The organism is Marinobacter shengliensis (genome assembly GCF_003007715.1).
Classification (GTDB): Bacteria; Pseudomonadota; Gammaproteobacteria; order Pseudomonadales; family Oleiphilaceae; genus Marinobacter; species Marinobacter shengliensis.
Genome location: NZ_PXNO01000027.1, coordinates 1,111,224 through 1,133,382, shown reverse-complemented (window position 1 = coordinate 1,133,382; position 22,159 = coordinate 1,111,224). Strand labels below are relative to the sequence as shown.

The following is a 22,159-nucleotide window of genomic DNA, read 5'->3' as shown; positions in this document are numbered from 1 at the left end:
CATGACGGATGAGAAGACCCGCCTGGGTGAACTGCGGGACGAAATAGACAGCCTTGATCAACAGATCATGCAGTTGATCAGCGCTCGCGCCAAGTGTGCCCAGGAAGTGGCCAATGTGAAGATGGCTGCCAATCCTGGTCAGGACGTGTTCTTCTACCGTCCGGAACGGGAAGCCCAGGTGCTGCGCCGTATCAAGGAACAGAACCCCGGGCCGCTGGCGGCCGAAGAGATGGCCCGGTTGTTCCGGGAGATCATGTCTGCCTGCCTGGCATTGGAAAAGCCGATGCACATCGCGTTCCTGGGGCCCCTGGGCACCTTTACCCAGGCGGCGGCGCTCAAACACTTTGGCCATTCCGTCATCAGCGTTCCGCTGCCAGCCATTGACGCGGTGTTCCGTGAAGTGGAATCCGGTGCGGCCCAATACGGCGTGGTGCCGGTGGAAAACTCCACTGAAGGCATGGTCAACCACACGCTGGATATGTTCATTTCCTCGCCGCTGAAAATCTGTGGCGAGGTGCAGTTGCGCATTCACCATCATTTGCTGGTCTCGCCCAAGCACAAAGACCAGGACATTACCCGCATCTATTCTCATCAGCAGTCGTTTGCCCAGTGCCGGCAGTGGTTGGATACACACCGTTATGGCATTGAGCGCATCACCGTTTCCAGCAATGCGGAAGCGGCCCGCCGTGCGGCGGAAGAGCCCGGCTCCGCCGCGATTGCCGGCGATATGGCCGCCGAGCTGTACGGCCTCGAAAAGCTGTCCAGCAGCATTGAGGACCGCCCGGACAACACCACCCGCTTCCTTATTATCGGGCGCGAAGAGGTGCCGGCCAGCGGCCAGGACAAGTCATCCGTACTGGTTTCCATGCGCAACAAACCTGGCGCCCTGTATGCGGTGCTGGAGCCTTTCCATCGCCATGGCATCAGCTTGACTCGCATCGAAACCCGGCCGTCGCCCAGTGGTACCTGGGCCTATGTGTTCTACATAGATTTCGAGGGGCACGTGGAAGATGAGCAGGTAAAGAAAGTGTTGTCAGAAATCGACCAGGAAGCCGTGGAGCTGAAGCGCCTGGGCTCCTATCCCATCGGCGTGCTTTGATTCCTGAACAGACCTCAACGGGAGGAAAGTTGAATGGCAGTGGATTACCAGAGTCTTGCGGTAAAAGGTGTTCAGGCTCTGTCTCCGTATCAGCCCGGTAAGCCCATTGAGGAGCTTGCCCGGGAACTGGGGTTGAATCCCGCGGAGATCATCAAGCTGGCCAGCAACGAGAACCCTCTGGGGCCCAGCGAGAAGGCCCTGGCGGCCGCTCGTAAAGCGCTGGAAGAACTTTGCCTGTACCCTGATGGCAACGGCTTTGAGCTGAAACAGGCACTGGCCAACCGGTTCGGCGTGGGTATGGATCAGATTACCTTGGGTAACGGCTCTAATGATGTGCTCGAGGTGATTGCCCGCTGTTTTGCCGACACCGAGAGTGAAGTGGTGTTTTCCCAATATGCCTTTGCGGTTTATCCCATCGTTACCCAGGCCATTGGTGCCAAAGGGGTGCCGGTTCCCGCCAAAGAGTGGGGGCACGATCTGGATGCCATGGCGGCGGCGGTGACCGAACGCACCAAGCTGGTGTTCGTGGCCAACCCCAACAATCCTACCGGAACCGTGCATACCGCCAGAGCCATTGAGTCGTTTCTGGATAAAATCCCGGAGCGGGTGCTGGTGGTTTTGGATGAAGCCTACTGCGAGTACCTGACCGGCGAGGAATACCCGGATGGCATCAAGCTACTTGAACGTTATCCGAACCTGATCGTCTGTCGCACCTTCTCCAAAGCCTGGGGCCTGGCCGCGTTACGGGTTGGCTATGCCATAAGCTCGCCCGCCATTGCTGATATCCTGAACCGGGTGCGGCAGCCGTTTAATGTTGACTCGGTCGCCCTTGCGGCGGCCACGGCGGTTTTGCAGGATGAAGCCTATCTGAATCGTTCCCGGGAAGTGAATGCGGCTGGCCTGCGTCAGCTATCGGAAGCCTTTGAATTAATAGGCCTGCCTTATATCCCATCTGCGGGTAATTTTATTGCCGTTGAAGTGGGTGATCAGGCCCAGGGAATCTATCAGTCGCTACTGTCTCATGGTGTGATTGTTCGCCCGATTGCCGGCTATGGCATGCCGCTTCACCTGCGGGTGTCGGTGGGGCTCCCAGAGGAAAACGAGCGATTCCTGGATGCCTTGTCCCAGTCCCTGGCGGCTGCCGGGCAGGGGGGCTGAGGTGGCTGATAACCAGCCTCTTTTTCAGCGTGTTGCTGTCATTGGCCTTGGGCTGATAGGTGGTTCCCTCGCCAGCGCCATTCGCAGCCACAACCTGGCGCGGGTTGTCGTGGGCTTTGATCAAAAACCGGAAGACGCGGCACTGGGCGTGGACCTCGGTGTTATTGACCAGGCAGCGACCACCCTGGAACAGGCGGTGCGAGGCAGTGATCTGGTGGTCCTGGCCGTGCCGGTGCGGGCAACGCGGGTGGTGCTTGAACAGATAAGACCCTGGCTGGCGAGTGACGCAGTGTTGACCGATGTCGGCAGCACCAAGTCCAGTTTCGTCGCAGATGTTAAGGCCGTATTCGGCAGCCTGTCGCCAAGAGTGATCCCCGGGCATCCGATTGCCGGCTCGGAGAAAAGCGGTATCCGGGCGGCCAACCCGGACCTGTTCGCCAATCACAAAGTCATTCTGACCCCAGCCGACGATGCCGATGCGGCGGCGCTTTCAGGGCTAACAGCTCTGTGGGAGGGCACCGGTGCAACGGTCCTGACCATGTCGGTGGCGTATCACGATGAAGTGTTGGCGGCCACCAGTCATTTGCCCCATCTCATTGCTTTTTCCCTGGTGGACACCCTGGCGGGCGAAGACGAGAATATGGACATTTTCCGGTACGCCGCCGGTGGCTTCCGGGACTTCACCCGCATTGCCGCCAGTGATCCGGTAATGTGGCATGACATTTTTCTGTCAAACCGCGATGCCGTGTTGCGCGTGATTGATCATTTTACCCAAGACCTGGATCAGCTCAGGGCGGCCATTGCCAATGGCGATGGTGCAACCCTGCTGCGGGTTTTCAGTCGCGCCAAAGCGGCGCGGGAACATTTTTCGAAGATGCTTTCAGGACAGGCTTACGTGACTAACAATACCGACAAGCAGGTTATTTTTACTATGCAGCCCGGCGGTTCCGTTCGGGGTGACATTCGGGTTCCGGGTGACAAATCCATGTCGCACCGGTCGATCATGCTGGGCGCCCTGGCCGAAGGTGTTACCGAGGTGAAGGGCTTTCTGGAAGGCGAAGACAGCCTGGCCACCTTGCAGGCATTCAGGGATATGGGCGTAACCATAGAGGGCCCGGAAGACGGCTTCGTGCGCATTCATGGCGTGGGTATGCACGGGCTCCAGGCACCGCGCGGCCCTCTATACCTGGGTAACTCCGGTACGGCTATGCGCCTGTTCTCTGGCCTGCTGGCGGCACAGCCTTTTGACTCCGAGTTAACCGGCGATGCCAGCTTGTCCAAGCGCCCCATGGGCCGGGTTGCCGACCCGCTGCGTGCGATGGGTGCGGTGATTGATACCGCCGAGGGTGGTCGCCCACCGCTCAGGATCCGCGGCGGTAACCCGTTGACCGGTATCCACTATGAAATGCCGGTTGCCAGTGCCCAGGTCAAGTCCTGCCTGCTACTGGCGGGCCTGTACGCCGAAGGCGTGACGTCGGTAACTGAACCCGCACCGACCCGTGACCATACCGAACGAATGCTGGAGGGCTTCGGTTACCACGTTCACCGTGATGGAGCCACAGCCAGCGTCACCGGTGGTGGCAAGCTGACTGCCTGCGCCATTGACGTGCCGGCGGATATTTCCTCGGCGGCATTCTTCCTGGTGGCGGCGAGTATCGCACCGGATTCCGACCTGACCCTGCGCCATGTTGGCATGAACCCGACACGGGTAGGGGTGATCAATATCCTTCGCCAGATGGGTGCCAACATTGAGGTACTCGAAGAGCGGGTGATTGGCGGCGAGCCCGTGGCTGACCTGCGCGTTCGGTCCGCAGAGCTGCGCGGTATTGATATTCCGGAAGACCAGGTGCCGCTGGCGATCGACGAATTCCCGGTGCTGTTTATTGCTGCAACCTGCGCCAAGGGCCGCACCGTGTTGCGTGGGGCAGAAGAGCTTCGGGTAAAAGAAAGTGACCGGATTCAGGTCATGGCGGACGGGCTTGCGGCTCTGGGCGTTGAAACCACGGTTACTCCGGATGGTATTGTCATCGAGGGCGGCCAGACCATTGGTGGCGGCACGGTTGAAAGCCATGAAGATCACCGGATCTCCATGTCGTTCGCCGTTGCCTCTCTGCGAGCCACTGGCCCTATCCGCATCAACGATTGTGCAAATGTGGCTACGTCGTTCCCGGGCTTTGTTGACCTGGCCAAACAGACTGGCATTCAAATCAGTACAGAAGGCGAGTTTTAATGACCCAAAGCAAGGCACCGGTAATCGCCGTTGATGGTCCCGGAGGTTCCGGTAAAGGTACCATCACTCAGATGCTGGCCAGAAAGCTTGGCTGGCATCTGCTCGACAGCGGGGCGCTTTATCGGTTGACGGCATTGGCGGCTATGCGACAGGGCGTGGCATTGAATGACGAAGCCGGTCTGGTAAAGGTGGCGGCCACCCTGGATGTGGCTTTCGAGCCCACCGGCGAAGGCCACCCGGTAAAGGTGGTGCTGGCAGGTGAGGACGTAACCTCGGAAATCCGCACTGAAACCTGTGGCGACAATGCCTCAAAGGTGGCGGTGATACAGCCGGTGCGGGATGCGCTGTTGCAACGCCAGCGGGATTTTCGGCAGCTGCCCGGGCTGGTGGCAGATGGTCGGGATATGGGAACGGTGGTTTTCCCCGATGCGCCGGTAAAGATATTCCTGACCGCCAGTGCCGAGGAGCGGGCGCGGCGCCGTTATAATCAGTTGAAGCAAGCAGGGGTCGATGTTAACATTGACGCCCTTTTGGAAGAGATACGGGTGCGTGACGATCGGGATATGAACCGGTCAGCGGCCCCTCTCAAGCCTGCAGATGATGCGCAAGTCATTGATTCTACGGGTTTGAGTATAGAAGAGGTGTTAGACAGGTGTATGGCCGCAGCAGGTCAGGCCTGACTACACCTTTTTGTTGTTGGAATGCCGGAAACAGCGCTAAATTGCCAGCCGCTGGCTGATTCCGGAAATCGTTAACAGACCGTGTTGCTGGCGGCACGGAGCACACTTGCGTTGATCATATAGGGCACATAATGAGCGAGAGCTTTGCGGATCTTTTCGAAGAAAGTTTGAAAGAAATCGATATGCAACCAGGTTCCATTGTTCAGGGAACCGTTGTAGACGTCGATAACGACTGGGTCACCGTTAACGCCGGACTGAAGTCCGAAGGCGTTATCCCCGCCTCCCAGTTCCTGAACGAAAAAGGCGAGTTGGAAGTAGCTATCGGCGACGTTGTCGATGTGGCTCTCGATGCAGTTGAAGACGGTTTCGGTGAAACCCGTCTGTCCCGTGAGAAGGCCAAGCGCGCTGAAGCCTGGAAGGTACTTGAGAAGTCCTTCGAAGCGGAAGAAGTGGTCAAGGGTATTATCAATGGCAAGGTCAAGGGTGGTTTCACTGTTGATCTGGCTGGCATCCGTGCCTTCCTGCCGGGTTCCCTGGTAGACGTTCGTCCGGTTCGCGACACTGCGCACCTGGAGAACAAAGAACTCGAATTCAAGGTTATCAAGCTGGACCAGAAGCGTAACAACGTGGTTGTTTCCCGCCGCGCCGTTCTGGAAGCTGAAAACAGCGAGCAGCGCGAAGCTCTGCTGGAAACCCTGACCGAAGGTCTGGAAATCAAGGGTATCGTCAAGAACCTGACCGACTACGGCGCGTTCGTAGATCTGGGCGGTGTTGACGGCCTGCTGCACATCACCGATATGGCCTGGAAGCGCATCAAGCATCCGAGCGAAATCGTGAATGTGGGCGACGAAATCAATGTTAAGGTCCTGAAGTTTGATCGCGAGCGTAACCGCGTATCTCTGGGTCTGAAGCAGCTGGGTGAAGATCCGTGGGTAGAAATCAAGGCCCGTTACCCTGAAGGTGCCAAGGTTACTGCACGCGTCACCAACCTGACTGACTATGGCTGCTTTGCCGAGCTGGAAGAGGGTGTTGAAGGTCTGGTTCACGTATCCGAAATGGATTGGACCAACAAGAACATCCATCCGTCCAAGGTTGTTCAGGTAGGCGACGAAGTTGAAGTGATGATCCTGGATATCGACGAAGAGCGTCGTCGTATTTCCCTGGGCATCAAGCAGTGCGTTGCCAACCCGTGGGAAGACTTCTCCGGCAAGTTCAACAAGGGCGACCGTATCTCCGGTAAGATCAAGTCAATCACTGACTTCGGTATCTTCATCGGCCTGGACGGTGGCATCGACGGTCTGGTTCACCTGTCTGACATCAGCTGGAACGAGACTGGCGAAGAAGCCGTTCGCGAGTACAAGAAAGGCGACGAAGTTGAAACCGTTATCCTGTCTGTTGATCCAGAGCGCGAGCGCATCTCCCTGGGTATCAAGCAACTGGAAAGCGATCCGTTCGCCGAGTTCGTTCAGCTGAACGACAAGGGCTCCATCGTTAAGGGTACTGTTTCTGCAGTAGACGCCAAAGGCGCTACCATTGCCCTGAACGAGGAAGTTGAGGCGGTACTGAAGGCTTCTGAGATCAGCCGTGACCGCGTTGAAGACGCGCGTAACGTTCTGAAAGAAGGCGAAGAAGTTGAAGCGAAGATCATCAGCATCGATCGCAAGAACCGCGTAATCAACCTGTCTGTCAAGTCCAAAGACGTTGAAGACGACAAGCAGGCTCTGGAAAACGTACGTAGCAAAACTGCAGAATCCTCTGGTGCGACCACCATCGGTGATCTGATCAAAGAGCAGATGCAGCAGCAAAACGCCAATAAGGATTAATTTTCCGGTTGGCATCAAAAAAACGGGCTCTAAGAGCCCGTTTTTTTTGTGTTTTTTTCTGGTTTGGCTAAACTAGAGGCACTGGGACCCGGTAATTGACTGCGGAATAATAATGACAGAGGGAAACGCCTCATGACGAAGTCCGAACTGGTTGAACTGATTGCCTCAAAGCAAACGCAGCTCTCCGTCAAGGATGTGGAGTTAGCGGTTAAGACCATCATCGAGCATATGTCTCAGGCCCTTGCCGATGGTCAGCGTATTGAAATCAGGGGATTTGGCAGCTTTTCCCTGCACCACCGGGCAGCCCGAACCGGGCGTAATCCGAAAACTGGTGAAGCGGTGCAACTGCCTGCCAAGTATGTTCCGCACTTCAAGCCCGGCAAAGAATTGCGTGAGCAGGTGAATGACAGCTTGAAGAAGGGTTTTTAAACCCGGTTCCAGGCAATGCTGATGGAACACCGCACTATCGGGCCTGGCGCCCGTCTGGAGAGATATTGACATGGCAGGACTGCAGAAGATCCTAATCACCGTTCTGGTTCTGGTTCTGATACTCCTGGCGCTGGTGTTTTCTCTGAACAATCAGATGGCCGTTTCGCTCAACTTCCTGTTGTTTGAAACGCAGCCCCATGGTGTTGCCGTCTGGATTATCATGTCGTTTGTGATTGGCGCCCTTGTGGGGGTGTTGATTACCTTACTTGCTACATTCCGTACGTCGGTGTCCCGGCGGACTCTCAAGAAAAGACTCGAGCGTGCTGAGCACGCATTAGAGAAATCCAGGGCACAGAACGACCGGGCAATTTGATGGAAATAGTTCTACAGTGGCTGCTTCTGACGGTAGCGGTCGCTGCCGGCTGGGTGGTCGGCAGGTTTGGTAGCCAGGGCAAGCGCCGCTCCCGGGCCATTTCCGATGAAGATTCCGTTCGCGACCGTCTGCAATTCCTGTTTACCAACTACTCTGACCAGGCTGTGGACAACTTTGTGCAGTCCCTGGCCGTCAATAAAGATACCGTTAGCCTGCATCTGTCTATCGGGAGCCATTTCCGCAATAAGGGCGAAACCGATCGCGCCATTCTGATCCACCAAAACCTGCTGGCCCGGCCCGAGCTGCCGGCGCGCTATACGCCCCAGGTTACCCTGGAACTGGCGATGGATTATCTCAATGCCGGCCTGCACGATCGGGCGGAAGCCCTGCTGCATCAGTTGATGGGGGACCGGGAGTACGGCCGCCGCGCTGCTACGGCCTTGATCGAGCTGTATCAGCAGGAGCGGGAGTGGGAAAAGGCTGCCCAGGTGGCACAGACCCTTACCCGTAGCGACGCAGATCCTGCGATGGTCAAAACGCTGGCGTACATTACCTGCGAGTTGTCCGATGCGGCCCTGGCCAAAGACGATCGCTGGACTGCCCAGAAACTGGCCAAGGAAGCCCTCGACTACGACCGCTCCTGTGTTCGCGCAACCTTGTTGCTGATGAAACAGCAGATCCGCCAGGGCAACTTCCGCGAAGCGGGCAATCAAAGCCTGAAGGTGTTTGACCAGAACCCGGAGTTTGGTCCGGAGGCCATCGACCGCCTGATGAAGCTCGAGCGGGAACACGGTGATGTAGGCAGGCTGGTCAAAAAGCTCCGCAAACTCTATGAACAGTACCCGAGTACCAGTTTGTTGCTGGCGTTGGTGGAATCGGTGGAGCGTTCCTTTGGTCGCCCTGCCGCTATTGATCTGCTCCGGCAGGAGCTGGAAATTCGGCCATCCGTTCGCGGCCTGCTCCGGCTGGTGGAAATGGCCGGCTATGAAAAAGGCATGACCACAGACGAAGGCCGCCTTGTCAGCCGTATTGGCCACCTGATTCTCGCCAACCGGCCGGTTTACCGTTGCGTCAGTTGCGGTTTCTCAGGCCAGCAGCTTCACTGGCTTTGCCCCAGCTGTAAGCAGTGGGAAACGGTGCGTCCCATCCAGGGCGTTGAAGCCGAATAATGTTTTAACCTTTTGAACCGGAACCTGACCGTGCAAAACCTTAATGACCCGAAAATCATCGTCGCCCTGGACTTCCCCTCCCAGAACCCGGCCCTGGCGCTGGCTGATCAGCTGGACCCGGCCAAATGCCGGTTGAAAGTAGGCAAAGAGTTGTTCACCCGTTCCGGCCCGGAATTGGTCAAATCACTGCAGGGCAGGGGCTTTGACGTGTTCCTGGATCTGAAATTCCACGACATCCCGAACACTACCTCGGCGGCGGTTGCTGCGGCGGCGGACCTGGGTGTGTGGATGGTGAATGTGCATGCCTCGGGTGGTGAGAAAATGATGGTTGCCTGCCGCGAGCGCCTGGAGTCGTTCGGGGCGGATAGGCCGCTGCTGATCGCCGTCACGGTGCTCACCAGCATGTCCGATTCAGATCTGGCAGGCATCGGTATCACCGGTTCTGCAGAAGCTCACGTTTCCCGCCTGGCCACCCTGACCAAAAACTGCGGCCTGGACGGCGTCGTCTGCTCCGCCCAGGAAGCTCCCAGACTGAAAGCAGAGCAGGGCGCCGACTTCCAGCTAATCACCCCGGGAATCCGCCCGTTGACCGCCGATAAAGGTGACCAACAGCGCATCATGACCCCAACCGACGCCCTCAAAGCCGGCTCTGACTACCTTGTCATTGGTCGTCCCATCACCCAGGCGCCCGACCCTCTGGCCGCCTTGGAGGCGATTCACGCTGAGGTGGTTTCGGTCTGACTTTCGGGCTCTGTCCCAGGTCCTGGCCCTAGCCTTCCGAGGTGGCGGACCGGGCACGGATGGGTGTCCCTCCCGAAAAACGCTACGAGCACATCCATGTGCGCTTCGCTCCGGCCATCCATGGCCTCCGAGATTTTCGGGAGGGACACCCATCCGCGCCCTTCAGGCAAATGGAGGTGTAGTCAAAGTACGTTGAAGGAGCTTTCTGGATTCTTTTCAGTGGTAATAGCTTTTTTCTGTTCCCAGGTTCCCGATTCTTGATCGCCTATACTTGCGTTCGCTGAGTGTCAGGGTGGGATAGCCTTTCCAAAAATCTCGTAGGCCATGGATGGCCGGAGCGAAGCGCACATGGATGTGCTCGTAGCGTTTTTTGGAAAGGCTATCCCACCCTGACACGCCACCAAAACAAGCAGGCTAGGGCCGGAGCCAGACAGAGCCACCAAAAGTCGAAGGCGATAGACCGATAACGAGGTATAACGAAAAAGCCCGCTAATTCAAAGAACTAGCGGGCTTTCGGAATAGTGGCTCCCCGACCTGGGCTCGAACCAGGGACAAACGGATTAACAGTCCGTTGCTCTACCAACTGAGCTATCGGGGAACGTCGTCATGTGACGAGGCGCGTATATTAAGTTGGCTATACCGCCTCGTCAACCCTCTGACTAAAAATTTTTAGCCAAGCGCCTTCTGCAAACGCTCAATGGCTTTCTGCAGATTTTCCATGCTGGTCGCAAAGCTCAGGCGCATGTGGCCAGGCGTGCCGAAAGCAGAACCCGGCACCAGGGCAACGCCCGCTTCGGTCAGCAGCTTCTCGGCAAACTCAACGTCTGTGCTCACGCCGTCAGTGGCATCGATTGCGCCCTGGAAGCTCGGGAACACATAGAAAGTGCCGTCGCCGTTCAGGCACTCAACGCCAGGCAGCTTGTTCAGGGCGGCTACCAGCCAGTCGTGGCGTTCCTTGAACGCCTTGACCATCTCGCCTACGCACTCCTGCGGGCCGTCCAGGGCTGCCTGGGCGGCGGCCTGGGAGATGGAGGCCGGGTTGGAGGTGCTCTGAGACTGGATTTTCTTCATCGCGCCGATGATCTTCGCCGGGCCTGCGGCGTAGCCGATGCGCCAGCCCGTCATGGAGTAGGCCTTGGACACACCGTTCAGTACGAAGGTACGGTCATACAGCTCCGGGCAGGCGTTCAGGATGTTGCAGAACGGTTTGCCAGTCCACAGGATCGGCTCGTACATGTCGTCGGTGGCAATCATGATATTCGGGTGCTTTTTCAGCACCTCGCCAATCGCCTGCAGCTCTTCCAGGGTGTAAGCCATGCCGCTGGGGTTAGACGGGCTGTTGATCACAAACAGGCGGGTGCGCTCGGTAATAGCGTTTTCCAACTGCTCGGGTGTGATCTTGAAGCGGGTCTCGGCAGAGGTTTCGATAATCACCGGCTTGCCTTCAGCCACCAGCACCATGTCCGGGTAGGAAACCCAGTAAGGCGCAGGGATAATGGCTTCGTCGCCCGGGTTCAATGTGGCCAGGGCAAGGTTGAAAAAGCTCTGTTTGCCACCACTGCTTACCAGGATCTGGTTGGCTTCATATTCCAGGCCGTTGTCCCGTTTGAACTTCGCAATAATCGCTTTCTTCAGGGCCGGCGTACCATCAACGGCGGTGTACTTGGTCTGGCCGTTGTTAATGGCTTCAATGGCTGCCTGTTTGATGTGCTCGGGGGTGTCGAAGTCCGGCTCGCCAGCACCCAGGCCAATGATATCCTGGCCGGCCGCGCGGAGTTCTGCGGCTTTGTTGGTGACTGCGAGGGTGGGGGAAGGCTTGATCGCCTGTACTCGGCTGGAAAGTTGAAGGTCCAAACTTGAGCTCCTTAAAGCTGCGTCTTATGGGCTGCGATCGGCCGGGCAACTATGGAGCCAAAGGTGCTGGCTGTTTTTCTCCCAGCCGTCGATCGCACAGATGGTATCATGAAGCAGCCAGAACACTAAATTTCTTGTAGGGGTTGTGCCGTATTGCGGCCGGCGCCGAACCCGGAGGTTAATCGCCAGTTATGGCCAGTAAAGCATCCAGCGCTTCCCGTGAAGGTGTGTTCCGAGTTGATTCCCCATATCAGCCGGCCGGTGACCAGCCCAAGGCCATCGCCGGCTTGGTGGACGGCATTCATTCCGGGCTGGCGCACCAGACGTTGCTGGGGGTGACCGGCTCAGGCAAGACGTTCACCATTGCCAATGTGATCCAGGACGTGCAGCGGCCGACCATCATCATGGCCCACAACAAGACCCTGGCGGCGCAGCTGTACGGCGAGTTCAAGGAGTTCTTTCCGGATAACGCGGTGGAGTATTTCGTGTCTTACTACGATTACTACCAGCCGGAAGCCTATGTGCCGTCGTCTGATACCTTCATCGAGAAAGATGCCTCCATCAACGAACACATTGAACAAATGCGTTTGTCTGCCACCAAGGCGTTGCTGGAACGGCCGGATGCGATCATCGTGGCGACGGTGTCGTCCATCTACGGTTTGGGTGACCCGGAATCCTACCTGAAGATGATGCTGCACCTGGACCGGGGTGATCAGATAGACCAGCGCTCGATTCTGCGCCGACTGGCAGAGCTCCAGTACACCCGTAACGACATAGAGTTCCACCGCGCCAACTACCGGGTTCGGGGCGATGTGATTGATGTGTTCCCGGCGGAATCGGAGCGGGAAGCCATTCGTATCGAGTTGTTTGACGATGAAGTGGAGAACCTCAGCTACTTCGATCCGCTGACCGGCGAGGTACTGCGCCGTGTGCCACGGGTAACCATCTATCCGAAGTCTCACTATGTGACGCCCCGGCAGAAGGTGCTGGATGCGGTCGAGAATATCCGGGCGGAGCTGGACGTGCGTTTGCAGCAGTTGCGGGATAACCACCGGCTGGTGGAGGCCCAGCGCCTTGAGGAGCGCACCCGCTACGACATGGAAATGATGATGGAGCTGGGTTACTGCAACGGCATCGAGAACTACTCCCGCTATCTGTCCGGCCGGGCGCCCGGTGAGCCGCCACCCACCCTGTTTGACTATCTGCCGCCCAATGCCTTGCTGGTGGTGGACGAATCCCACGTAACCATTCCGCAAATCGGCGCCATGTACAAGGGCGACCGTTCCCGGAAGGAAACGCTGGTGGAGTATGGTTTTCGCCTGCCGTCGGCACTGGATAACCGACCCATGCGGTTTGAGGAGTGGGAGCGAATTGCCCCCCAGATGATCTTCGTGTCGGCCACGCCAGGTAACTATGAGGCGGAGCACGCTGGCCAGGTGGTAGAACAGGTGGTTCGGCCGACCGGCCTGCTGGACCCGGTGATCGAGGTGCGGCCAGCGTCGACCCAGGTGGACGACCTGCTCTCGGAAATCCACGCACGGGTGGCGGTGGAGGAGCGGGTGCTGGTCACTACCCTGACCAAGCGCATGGCCGAAGACCTTACCGATTTCCTTATGGAACACGACATTCGCGTTCGGTATCTGCACTCAGACATCGACACCGTAGAGCGTGTTGAGATTATCCGGGATTTACGCCGGGGCGAGTTTGATGTGCTGGTGGGCATCAACCTGTTGCGGGAAGGCCTGGATATGCCGGAAGTATCTCTGGTGGCGATTCTGGACGCAGACAAGGAAGGCTTCCTGCGCAGCGAACGCTCGTTGATCCAGACCATTGGCCGTGCCGCCCGTAACCTCAACGGTAAAGCCATTTTGTACGGGGACCGCATTACCGGTTCCATGCAGCGGGCCATTGACGAAACCGAACGCCGGCGAGCGAAGCAGACGGCCCATAACGAAGAGCACGGTATTACCCCGAAAGGCCTGAACAAGAAGATCGCCGATGTCATGGAGGGAGCCACCGGCGGTGGGCGCGGTCGCCGTAAGGCGGAACGTCCGGGCCAGAAGGCCGCGGAAGAGGCGGAAGGCTATATGGTCAAGGCAGGCAAGCGCTCTCCGGAAGAGTTGCTCAAGGAAGTGACGCGCCTGGAGGATGACATGTACAAGGCCGCCGCCGACCTGGATTTCGAAACTGCAGCGCGATTGCGGGACCAGATCTCCGAACTCAAGGAAGCGGCGATTCGTACCGGCTGATCAGGGCCGTTTCGGCCCGACGATCACGGCCGCCTGCAAGGGTTGGTTGCGGCCGTAGCTGGACATCTTGCCAAATACCCGTTTGTCGACAGGCAAATATTGTTTGTCGGCGACGGTCTCGCCCACGTCAGTATCGATCTCCGGGTCGTGCAGGTACACAAACTCTTCATCCATGGCGCACACGGTCACCCAGTGGGGTACACGACTGCGGTTGAGCTGCCAGGTACTGATCAGGATGACCGGGATGCGGCCCTCGTGCAGGGCGGCTTCCATGGCTTCCAGGGTCAGTGGGTCATGGTGCAGCTGGATGCCGGTCTGGCCAATATCGTGCAGGAAGCCTTCGTGCACCAGTTCCAATACCCGCTTTTTATCGTCGTTGCGCACGGTATCCTTAAACAGGGCGCCTTCCTGACTGATCCAGGCGCTGGCCTCAAAGCCTCGGTGCCAGGCTGACAAGGCCAGGCCATGGGGCCCGCAGCCACCGTGACCGGCGAGCATGAAAATGGTAGTGGCCTCCCGCCAGATCTTCAATTCTTCCAGGGTGTTCAACTGCTGGTCTTCGTCCAGGGCAGCCATGGCCATGATCAGGGCAGAGGGACCGCAGGTAAACTCTGTGGTTTGGGGGTAATAGGGTACCGGGAGATACTCCCGGGAAGGCTCGTAATAAAGAATACGCCGTTCGAAGCGCAGGGCATCGCCATGGTCTTCGTAATAGTCCCGGTAGGTACCGAATTGGCGATAGCCCAATCGTTTGTATAGATTGATGGCACCGGCGTTATCTTCCCGAACCTCCAGGCGCATGATGATGCGGTCTGCCTCTACGGCTTCCTTCTCCGCTTCCCGCACCAATTGCTCGCCTACGCCTCTGCCACGAACGGTTGGCGATACAGCGATTGAATAAATCCGCGCCAAACGGGTGGCGGCATTCATCAATACCAGGCAATAGCCCACCAGCTCGGAGCCTTGCTCAGCTACTATCAGGCGGTCCCTTGGCATCTCAAGAAACCGTCGAAAACTGCGTCGGGAAATACGGTCTTCGGTAAAACACCGATTTTCCAACTGCACCAGGGCAGTCAGATCGTCGGCGACTGCTTGTCGAAGCAAAACATCATGCATGGTTAACAAATCCCGGTCGCGAAAATCGCAGAAGCTGGCGAGCACTTCCACCGCAGCTATTATGGTAGAGACAGGTTGGTTTCGATAGCGCGCGATCATGCGTAAAAGCACGCATCCAGCCTGGATTGTACCAGACGTTCTGGCAGCGTATTGTTGCGCCCATTACCCGGCTTAACCTTTCAGGGAGGAATGCCCTTAATGTCCCGTTTGTTAATCGTTGTGGACCGTGCCAAAGACTGGTCACCCTATTACCCCAGCGAGGATGTACTGACGTTTGACCAGTATCTGAATTTTTCCGCCCCCGCCAACAGCCGGGTACGCGTGATTAACCTTTGCCAGAGCGCGAAATACCTGAGCCGGGGTTATTACTGTTCTTTGCTCGCAGAGGCCCGGGGCCACCATGTGGTGCCCTCGGTGATGACCTTGAACGATTTGAGCCGCAAAGGCCTGTTCTCGCTGGAACTGGAGGAGCTGGATCACAGCGTCATTCAGTGGCTGGAGCAGGAAGCCCGGGAAATTGACCCGGCCACCGATGAGCGGGACGCCACCCATGAAGTGCGCATTCGAACCTATTTTGGCCAGGCTGAGCATGTGGATCTCAAGCCGGTAGCCCGGGCCTTGTTTGAGCGTTTTCCCTGCCCGATTCTGGAAGTGGTTTTCCGCCACCGCAAGCAGTGGCAGATCGAATCCATGAAGCCGGCAGCCCCGGCGGATCTGGATGAGCGCGAGCAGGATGTGTTTGCGGCAGCGCTGGATCGTTTCAGCAGCATGATCTGGCGTAAGCCGAGAACGCGCCGGCGCTATCGTTTTGACCTGGCCATGCTGGTGAACCCGGAAGAGGAAATGCCCCCGAGTGACGAAGCTGCCCTGAAGCGGTTCGAGCGGGCAGGGCGCAAGCTGGGCATTAACGTGGAGCGGATTACCCGCCGGGATTACATGCGGTTGCCGGAATACGATGGCCTGTTCATTCGGGAAACCACCGCGATTGATCACCACACCTACCGGTTTGCCCGCAAGGCAGAGGCGGAAGGCATGGTGGTCATCGATGACCCGGTCTCGATACTACGGTGTACCAACAAGGTGTTCCTGGCGGACCTGCTGAAGAACAACAAGGTGCCAACCCCAAAAACACTGATCCTGTCCAAAGATCAGAAAGATGCGGTTGATCAGGTGGTCAGCGAACTGGGTTTTCCGGTTGTTATCAAGATTCCGGACGGGGCCTTCTCAAGGGGCGTGGCCAAAGCCAAGGATGAGAAAGAGCTGCGGGCTGGCCTTAAGGAGTTATTCAAACAATCGGCGCTGGTGTTGGCCCAGGAGTATTTCTACACCGAGTACGACTGGCGCATTGGTGTATTGGGCGGGCGGGCAATTTATGCGTGCAAATACATGATGGTGAAAGGGCACTGGCAGATCTACCAACACGGTGGCGCCGCGGTGGAAAGCGGCGGTTTTGAGACCATGCCGACCTATGAAGTGCCCCGGAATGTGATTCAGGCTGCCCTTAATTCCACCCGATTGATTGGCAACGGTCTCTATGGTGTCGACATCAAACAGGCGGGGAACCGGGTAGCCGTGATTGAAGTAAACGACAACCCCAGCATCGATTCCGGTGTGGAAGATAAGTTCCTGGGTGGCGAGCTTTATACCCTGGTGATGCAGGAGTTACTGTCCCGTATGGAAGAAAACCGGCGCCGGTAATGCCGGCGCCTGATCAGCTTGCAGACACCCAAACCCGGACTGAACCAAACCAGGGATAGGGTGACAGCACCTCCCGGACGCTTTCGGTGGTCAACGCGGGTGCGGGATGCTGTTCGTCCAGGAAGACTTCGATATGAACCCGGTTTTTGAGGTAATGCAGTCTCAGCCGGCTGTGTGGTGGCAGCTCACCGAGCTGCTGCGACAGCAGGTGACGGATATCCTCGCGGCTGGGTAAATGTGGGTCGGTCTGATGCAGTGTGTGTTCGTCGTTCTCGGCATCGATATGAAAGTTGATGTCCCGGATATTATCGATGGCGTCCCGCATGCCGGAAACCACCTTCATGCCGATCTGATGTCCCTCAGATACGCTTATCTCAGGCCGGACAACCAGGTGGACATCCAATAAAATGTCGTGCCCCATACGTCGACTGCGCAGCTCGTGAACATTGCGCACGCCGTCCGTGTCCATTGCAATGGCGCGCAATACCCGGGTATCTTCCGCAGACAGTCCGGTATCGACGAGCTCCTTAACGCTATCCCAAGTGAACTTCCAGCCGATGTGGATAATGATGCCGGAGATGATCACGGCTGCGACTGTATCCAGCCAAACGTATCCGGTCATTGCACCGGCAGTGGCAACCAGAACCACCACCGAGGAAAACGCGTCGGTGCGGCTGTGCCAGGCGTTGGCGATCAGCAGGTCAGATCGAATTTTCATGCCCACATGGCGGGTATAACGGTAGATCCACTCTTTGGAGGCGACCGATACACCCGCAGCAACCAGAACCGGCCAGCCCGGTACCGCGAGATCCTCGCCGGAGATCAGGCGCAGAATGTTCTCCCAGGCCAGGGCAGCGCCCACGGCGATCAGTATGCTCCCGAGCAGGAGTGTGCCTAGCGTCTCGATGCGCTGATGTCCATAGGGGTGGTCATCATCCGGGCCTTTACGTGACAGCCGCATCACGGCAAGCACAACCCAGTCTGAGACAACGTCGGTAAATGAGTGGATGCCATCCACCACCAGAGCGTGGGAATGAAAAAGAGTGCCGCCGATAATCTTTATCACACCAAGGACTGCATCCAGGATCATGCCAATGATGGTGACACGGGAGGCGGCATGTTTTTCCTGTTGCAAGTCCTTGTCAGTCCGTAGTTGGGCCTTTGGGGGCTGATCCATGGCTCAGGCTCCGATCATTCTGTTGGTAGCCAGTATAGCGGCAGGAATGGGAAATTTGGGGAGAATTAATCGGGAAACGCAGGTCGATTTATGCACATGATGACAAAGTCGTTACCCGCTACCACTTTGTAACTAAAGTCGTCAAATGGTTATTTTGTCTTTTTAAGTTATTGATTTTTAGTTAAAATTTAACTGGTTAAAAAATGATCAATTTGTAGGCTGGCGCAGTTATCAAGGGGTCGAGACGCTTGCCCCGGCATTTTCAACAGAGTTATCCACAGATTCCGTGGAAAAGCCTCGCCAACCGCTGAGGCATGGGCTTTTACGTTGTATTGAAGGTTCGGGAGGATGGTGTGGAAAACTTCCGGTATACTCCGGCCACCCCTCGGCAAGGAGCTCAAAGATGTACAGCATTCTACGTAATTTACTTTTCCGGCTGCCCCCGGAACAGGCCCATAATGTCGCCCTCAGTGGCCTGGACCTGGCCTACAAAACCGGTATTCTCAATGTTGTTTCGAGGCGCCCGGAGCCGTGCCCGATTAATATCATGGGGCTGGAGTTCCCCAATCCGGTAGGCCTGGCCGCGGGCCTGGACAAAAATGCTGACCACCTGGATGCCTTGGGAGCTCTGGGTTTTGGGTTCATTGAAGTGGGCACCGTCACACCCCTGGCACAGCCGGGCAACCCCAAGCCGCGGATGTTCCGCCTGCCCGAACACCAGGCCATCATCAACCGCATGGGCTTCAATAATGAAGGCCTTGGTCATCTGGTGCGCAATGTTGAGAAGCGTCGTTATCGCGGTATCCTGGGCATTAACGTGGGTAAGAACAAAGATACCCCGAACGAGCAGTCCGAACAGGACTACCGTAAGGGTATCGCCGCAGTTTACCCCCATGCCGACTACATCACGGTAAACGTGTCGTCGCCAAATACCCCGGGGCTGCGTGATCTGCAGTTCGGCGACTCGTTGAAACAGCTATTGCACGCGATCAAAGACGAACAGGCGATCTGCGAGAAAATTATTGGTCGTTATGTACCGGTGGCTGTGAAGATTGCCCCGGATATGGATGATGCAGGCATTCGCTTTGTCGCCGGGGCATTACTCGAGGCGGGCCTGGATGGTGTGATTGCCACAAACACCACTATCAGCCGGGAAGCGGTTCAAGGACACAAGCACGAGCAGGAAGCTGGCGGTTTGAGCGGTGCACCGGTGCGCGAGGCGTCTTTACGGGTTATTCAGGGGTTGTACGCCGAGTTGGGGGACAGAATCCCGATTATTGGCGTTGGCGGTATCACTGATGGCGAGAGTGCGGCCGAGAAAATCCGGGCAGGGGCGAAACTGGTGCAAATCTACACCGGCTTTATTTACAAAGGCCCAGCTTTGATTAACGAAGCAGTAGAAGCGATCAGGAAAGAACAGCATAAGTAGTGAGGCCAGAAAGAAGGTGGGCCCGCTGAGCGGGCCCTTGCGGGGAACGAACCCCGTAGCGCTTCTTCGCATGGTACGGGGCGGGAGGCCCCGTTTTGGTTGCTCTGGTTACTGCGTCAGATTGTGGTGTAGCTACAACTAAAAGAGATCAGGTTAAACGGGGTATGCCAACACTGCGGTCATGTTGCGGTTACGTTGGCAAGCTTGTGGATGCCGGAGACGCCGGTCATGCCCTCCCAGTTATCTGTGCGGCCTTCTCGCCACCCGTTCAGCCATTCCTGGCGTACCTCTGCTTGGTCTAACGGGCAGCTGTCTTTGGATTTGCCGGACACGCCAGCGAGATAACCCCGCTTGAATGCACGAGCGTACATGTCTCTCTTCTGTCTTTTCATGCCGTTCCTCACTGATGGATTAACAGAACAAGCGTGTACACATCTGCCGTGGCCATGGTAAAGAAGGCACCCGTCCGGGATAACCCACTATTGCCAGTTCCGGCCAGAGCAGTCAGGATCCTGTTAACGGAAGCACGGTTATGTTGGCTTCCAGAACGACGCGTCAACTACAAGGTAAGACGAACCTTGCGCGGATGTACACTATTTATTTCATCTATATGAAGCTTTTCTTATAGGTTTGTGAAATAACGATGACGGCCCGGATTCGGGTTTTGCTGCTATTCCGGCGGCTTACCGGCTCTATCCAGAAAACCAGGAGTTGATTTTGTCCAAGCATGTCTTTTTCGTAACCTGCCCCAAGGGTGTTGAGTATCTCCTGGCCGATGAGCTGGAAAGCTTTGGCCTGGCTCAAGTGCGCAACGCGCCGGCGGGCGTCTGGGTAGAAGGGGAGCTGGAAGCCGGATATCGCGCCTGTTTGTGGTCCCGGCTGGCCAACCGGGTCATCCTGCACATTGCCGAGATGGATGCCCGTAGTGCTGACGAACTTTATGAGGGCGTGGTGTCTCTGGACTGGCAATCGCACATTCCCGTCAACGGCAGCTTTCGAGTGACTTTCCTGGGGCAGAACGAAGAAATTCGGAACACACAGTTCGGTGCCCAGAAAGTCAAAGACGGTATCGTAGACAGCATTCGGGGCGCAGGCCTGCCGCGGCCCTCGGTCGCACCAAAAGATCCGGATGTCACCATCTCTGCCCGTTTGAACCGAGGGCGGCTGTCGGTTGGGCTGGACCTTAGCGGGCATAGCCTGCACATGCGGGGATACCGCACTGAACAGGGCCTTGCGCCGTTGAAGGAAAACCTCGCGGCCGCGTTGCTGCTGCGGGCCGGTTGGCCGGAAATTGCAGACGCCGGCGGCGACTTTGTTGATCCCATGTGTGGTTCCGGAACTCTGGTGATTGAAGCAGCATTGATGGCGCTGGACATTGCGCCGGGCCGGAAGATTGAGCGTTTTGGTTTTGAAAAATGGCCAGGCCATCAGCCGGAACTTTGGCTGGCATTGCGCCAGGAAGTCGAGCGCCGCGCACATGAAGGCAAAAACAAGCGCATACCGGCGTTTGCCGGTTTCGATCAGGACGACCGGGTGATCGACACGGCCCGCAACAACCTGCGCCGGGCTGGTCTGGACAACATCGTAAGCGTAGAGCCCCGGCCGGTATCGGCGTTTGAGCGGCAGCCGGACTGGGCGGATAAGGGCCTGGTGCTGACCAATCCTCCCTATGGTGAACGCCTGAGCGAGCGCAAAGAGCTGGCCGCGCTTTATCAAACCCTCGGTGAAACCGTCTTGCGTGAACTGCCGGGCTGGCGCCTGGCCGTGTTCACCGGTGCACCGGAATTCGGTAAATCCATTGGCCTGCGAAGCTTCAAGCAATACAAATTGTTTAATGGCAAGTTGCCAGCGCAGCTGTTGTTGTTCGAGGTGCAGCCTGAAAACGCCCGAACACCGCGAGACCCGGCTGCGCCCGGGCAGGTTATGCCACGCATCGCCAACCCCGAGCGGGCAGACATGCTACGCAATCGCCTGAAGAAGAACCTGAAAACCATCGGCCAGTGGGCGCGGAAGCAGAATGTCAGCTGCTACCGGCTTTACGATGCCGATATGCCTGAATACGCGTTGGCCATCGACCTATACGATGGCAGGGTGCACGTGCAGGAGTACCTGGCCCCGAAGTCTATCGATGAAAAAGCCGCCCGGGAACGTCTGGCCGAGGCTCTGGCGGTCATACCGGAAGTGCTGGACGTTTCCCCCGAGAATCTGGTGTGTAAACAACGCCAGCGTCAAACCGGCACCAAACAGTATGAGAAACAGGCCGCAACCGGCGAATACTTCAACGTGCACGAACACGGCTGCACCCTGAAGGTAAACCTGAAAGACTACCTCGACACCGGCCTGTTCCTGGATCACCGCCCGGTGCGCCGCTGGATTCAGCAGCACGCCCGTGGCAAACGCTTCCTGAACCTGTTCTGTTACACCGGTGCAGCCACGGTACACGCAGCCGTTGGCGGCGCCAGCCGGTCCCTGAGCCTGGATATGTCGAAAACCTACGTGAGCTGGGCCCAGGACAACCTCGCCCTGAACGGCGCCGACCCGCGCAAGCACGTGGTAGAGCAGGCGGATTGCCTGTCCTGGCTGGCGGACCGCAAAACCGCCAACCAGACCTTCGACCTGATCTTCATGGACCCGCCCACGTTCTCCAACTCAGCGAGAATGGCTGGTGTTCTCGATATCCAGCGGGATCACGGCACCATGGTTCGTCAGTGTATGGAGCGGTTATCCAGTGACGGCCTGTTGATATTCTCCAACAACTTTCGGAAGTTTAAACTGGACGAAGACCTGGCGGCAGAATTCGAAGTGAAGGAAGTGACCGCCAGTACGCTGGATAAAGACTTCCAGAGAAATCAGAAGATTCACCGCTGCTGGCATATTCAGCACCGCGTCTGATATCGGGGGAAGAGGCAGGTGGGGCCTTCTTTCCTGGAATCT

General features: G+C 57.3%; 17 protein-coding genes and 1 tRNA gene. 13 read left to right on the top strand and 5 right to left on the bottom strand.

Annotated elements, in window-relative coordinates; genetic code table 11:
• The first annotated feature begins 1 nt into the window (after position 1).
• The 9 genes from pheA (at position 2) to pyrF (ending at position 9,702) form a co-directional block, all read left to right on the top strand.
• Positions 2 to 1,099, top strand: a complete 1,098-nt coding sequence (gene pheA, locus C7H10_RS18330; protein ID WP_106695961.1) for a prephenate dehydratase — start codon at positions 2 to 4, stop codon at positions 1,097 to 1,099.
• 33 nt (positions 1,100 to 1,132) lie between these two features.
• The gene (gene hisC / locus C7H10_RS18325) at positions 1,133 to 2,257 is read left to right on the top strand and encodes a histidinol-phosphate transaminase (RefSeq protein WP_061332739.1); all 1,125 of its coding nucleotides are present in this window, start codon (positions 1,133 to 1,135) and stop codon (positions 2,255 to 2,257) included.
• Position 2,258: 1 nt separating this feature from the next.
• Positions 2,259 to 4,487 carry a bifunctional prephenate dehydrogenase/3-phosphoshikimate 1-carboxyvinyltransferase gene (locus C7H10_RS18320; RefSeq protein ID WP_106695960.1) on the top strand — a complete coding sequence of 743 codons (2,229 nt, stop codon included), beginning with the start codon at positions 2,259 to 2,261 and terminating at the stop codon, positions 4,485 to 4,487.
• On the top strand, positions 4,487 to 5,167 hold the full coding sequence (gene cmk, locus C7H10_RS18315; protein WP_061332741.1) for a (d)CMP kinase: 681 nt from the start codon (positions 4,487 to 4,489) through the stop codon (positions 5,165 to 5,167). The genes C7H10_RS18320 and cmk overlap by 1 nt, the downstream gene beginning before the upstream one ends.
• A gap of 131 nt (positions 5,168 to 5,298) precedes the next feature.
• Positions 5,299 to 6,990: a 30S ribosomal protein S1 gene (gene rpsA / locus C7H10_RS18310; RefSeq protein WP_058090540.1), complete on the top strand. Its 1,692-nt coding sequence runs from the start codon at positions 5,299 to 5,301 to the stop codon at positions 6,988 to 6,990.
• A 132-nt stretch (positions 6,991 to 7,122) separates the two neighbouring features.
• Positions 7,123 to 7,419, top strand: coding sequence for an integration host factor subunit beta (locus C7H10_RS18305; protein ID WP_058090541.1), 297 nt, complete (start codon positions 7,123 to 7,125; stop codon positions 7,417 to 7,419).
• A gap of 70 nt (positions 7,420 to 7,489) precedes the next feature.
• Positions 7,490 to 7,792 (top strand): LapA family protein, encoded by a 303-nt coding sequence (locus C7H10_RS18300; RefSeq protein ID WP_061332743.1) that lies wholly within the window; start codon positions 7,490 to 7,492, stop codon positions 7,790 to 7,792.
• Entirely contained in the window at positions 7,792 to 8,961 is a 1,170-nt protein-coding gene (lapB, locus tag C7H10_RS18295; protein WP_072677099.1) for a lipopolysaccharide assembly protein LapB, read from the top strand. Before C7H10_RS18300 ends, lapB begins: the two co-directional genes overlap by 1 nt.
• A 30-nt stretch (positions 8,962 to 8,991) precedes the next feature.
• Complete coding sequence (gene pyrF / locus C7H10_RS18290) at positions 8,992 to 9,702, top strand: orotidine-5'-phosphate decarboxylase (RefSeq protein ID WP_106695959.1); 711 nt, start codon at positions 8,992 to 8,994, stop codon at positions 9,700 to 9,702.
• A gap of 522 nt (positions 9,703 to 10,224) precedes the next feature.
• Here pyrF and C7H10_RS18285 read toward each other — a convergent pair.
• Positions 10,225 to 10,300 (bottom strand) — tRNA-Asn (locus C7H10_RS18285).
• Between the two features lie 71 nt (positions 10,301 to 10,371).
• Positions 10,372 to 11,556 carry a pyridoxal phosphate-dependent aminotransferase gene (locus C7H10_RS18280; RefSeq protein WP_106695958.1) on the bottom strand — a complete coding sequence of 395 codons (1,185 nt, stop codon included), beginning with the start codon at positions 11,554 to 11,556 and terminating at the stop codon, positions 10,372 to 10,374.
• 191 nt (positions 11,557 to 11,747) lie between these two features.
• On the opposite strand from C7H10_RS18280, the gene uvrB reads away from it, so the two are divergent.
• A complete protein-coding gene (gene uvrB / locus C7H10_RS18275) occupies positions 11,748 to 13,805 on the top strand; it encodes an excinuclease ABC subunit UvrB (protein WP_058090546.1) in 2,058 nt (685 codons plus the stop codon).
• On the opposite strand, the gene rimI is transcribed toward uvrB, so the two are convergent.
• Entirely contained in the window at positions 13,806 to 14,921 is a 1,116-nt protein-coding gene (gene rimI, locus C7H10_RS18270) for a ribosomal protein S18-alanine N-acetyltransferase (RefSeq protein WP_106696047.1), read from the bottom strand.
• A 198-nt stretch (positions 14,922 to 15,119) separates the two neighbouring features.
• Between rimI and C7H10_RS18265 the strand changes: the two genes are divergently transcribed.
• The gene (locus tag C7H10_RS18265) at positions 15,120 to 16,619 is read left to right on the top strand and encodes a RimK family protein (protein ID WP_106695957.1); all 1,500 of its coding nucleotides are present in this window, start codon (positions 15,120 to 15,122) and stop codon (positions 16,617 to 16,619) included.
• Between the two features lie 13 nt (positions 16,620 to 16,632).
• On the opposite strand, the gene C7H10_RS18260 is transcribed toward C7H10_RS18265, so the two are convergent.
• A complete protein-coding gene (locus C7H10_RS18260) occupies positions 16,633 to 17,796 on the bottom strand; it encodes a cation diffusion facilitator family transporter (protein ID WP_106695956.1) in 1,164 nt (387 codons plus the stop codon).
• 403 nt (positions 17,797 to 18,199) lie between these two features.
• Here C7H10_RS18260 and C7H10_RS18255 point away from each other — a divergent pair, with 403 nt between their 5' ends.
• A complete protein-coding gene (locus tag C7H10_RS18255) occupies positions 18,200 to 19,225 on the top strand; it encodes a quinone-dependent dihydroorotate dehydrogenase (protein WP_106695955.1) in 1,026 nt (341 codons plus the stop codon).
• 179 nt (positions 19,226 to 19,404) lie between these two features.
• Here C7H10_RS18255 and rmf read toward each other — a convergent pair whose 3' ends face one another.
• Positions 19,405 to 19,617 carry a ribosome modulation factor gene (gene rmf, locus C7H10_RS18250; RefSeq protein WP_058090550.1) on the bottom strand — a complete coding sequence of 71 codons (213 nt, stop codon included), beginning with the start codon at positions 19,615 to 19,617 and terminating at the stop codon, positions 19,405 to 19,407.
• Between the two features lie 325 nt (positions 19,618 to 19,942).
• On the opposite strand from rmf, the gene rlmKL reads away from it, so the two are divergent.
• A complete protein-coding gene (rlmKL, locus tag C7H10_RS18245) occupies positions 19,943 to 22,117 on the top strand; it encodes a bifunctional 23S rRNA (guanine(2069)-N(7))-methyltransferase RlmK/23S rRNA (guanine(2445)-N(2))-methyltransferase RlmL (RefSeq protein WP_106695954.1) in 2,175 nt (724 codons plus the stop codon).
• Positions 22,118 to 22,159: the final 42 nt, after the last annotated feature.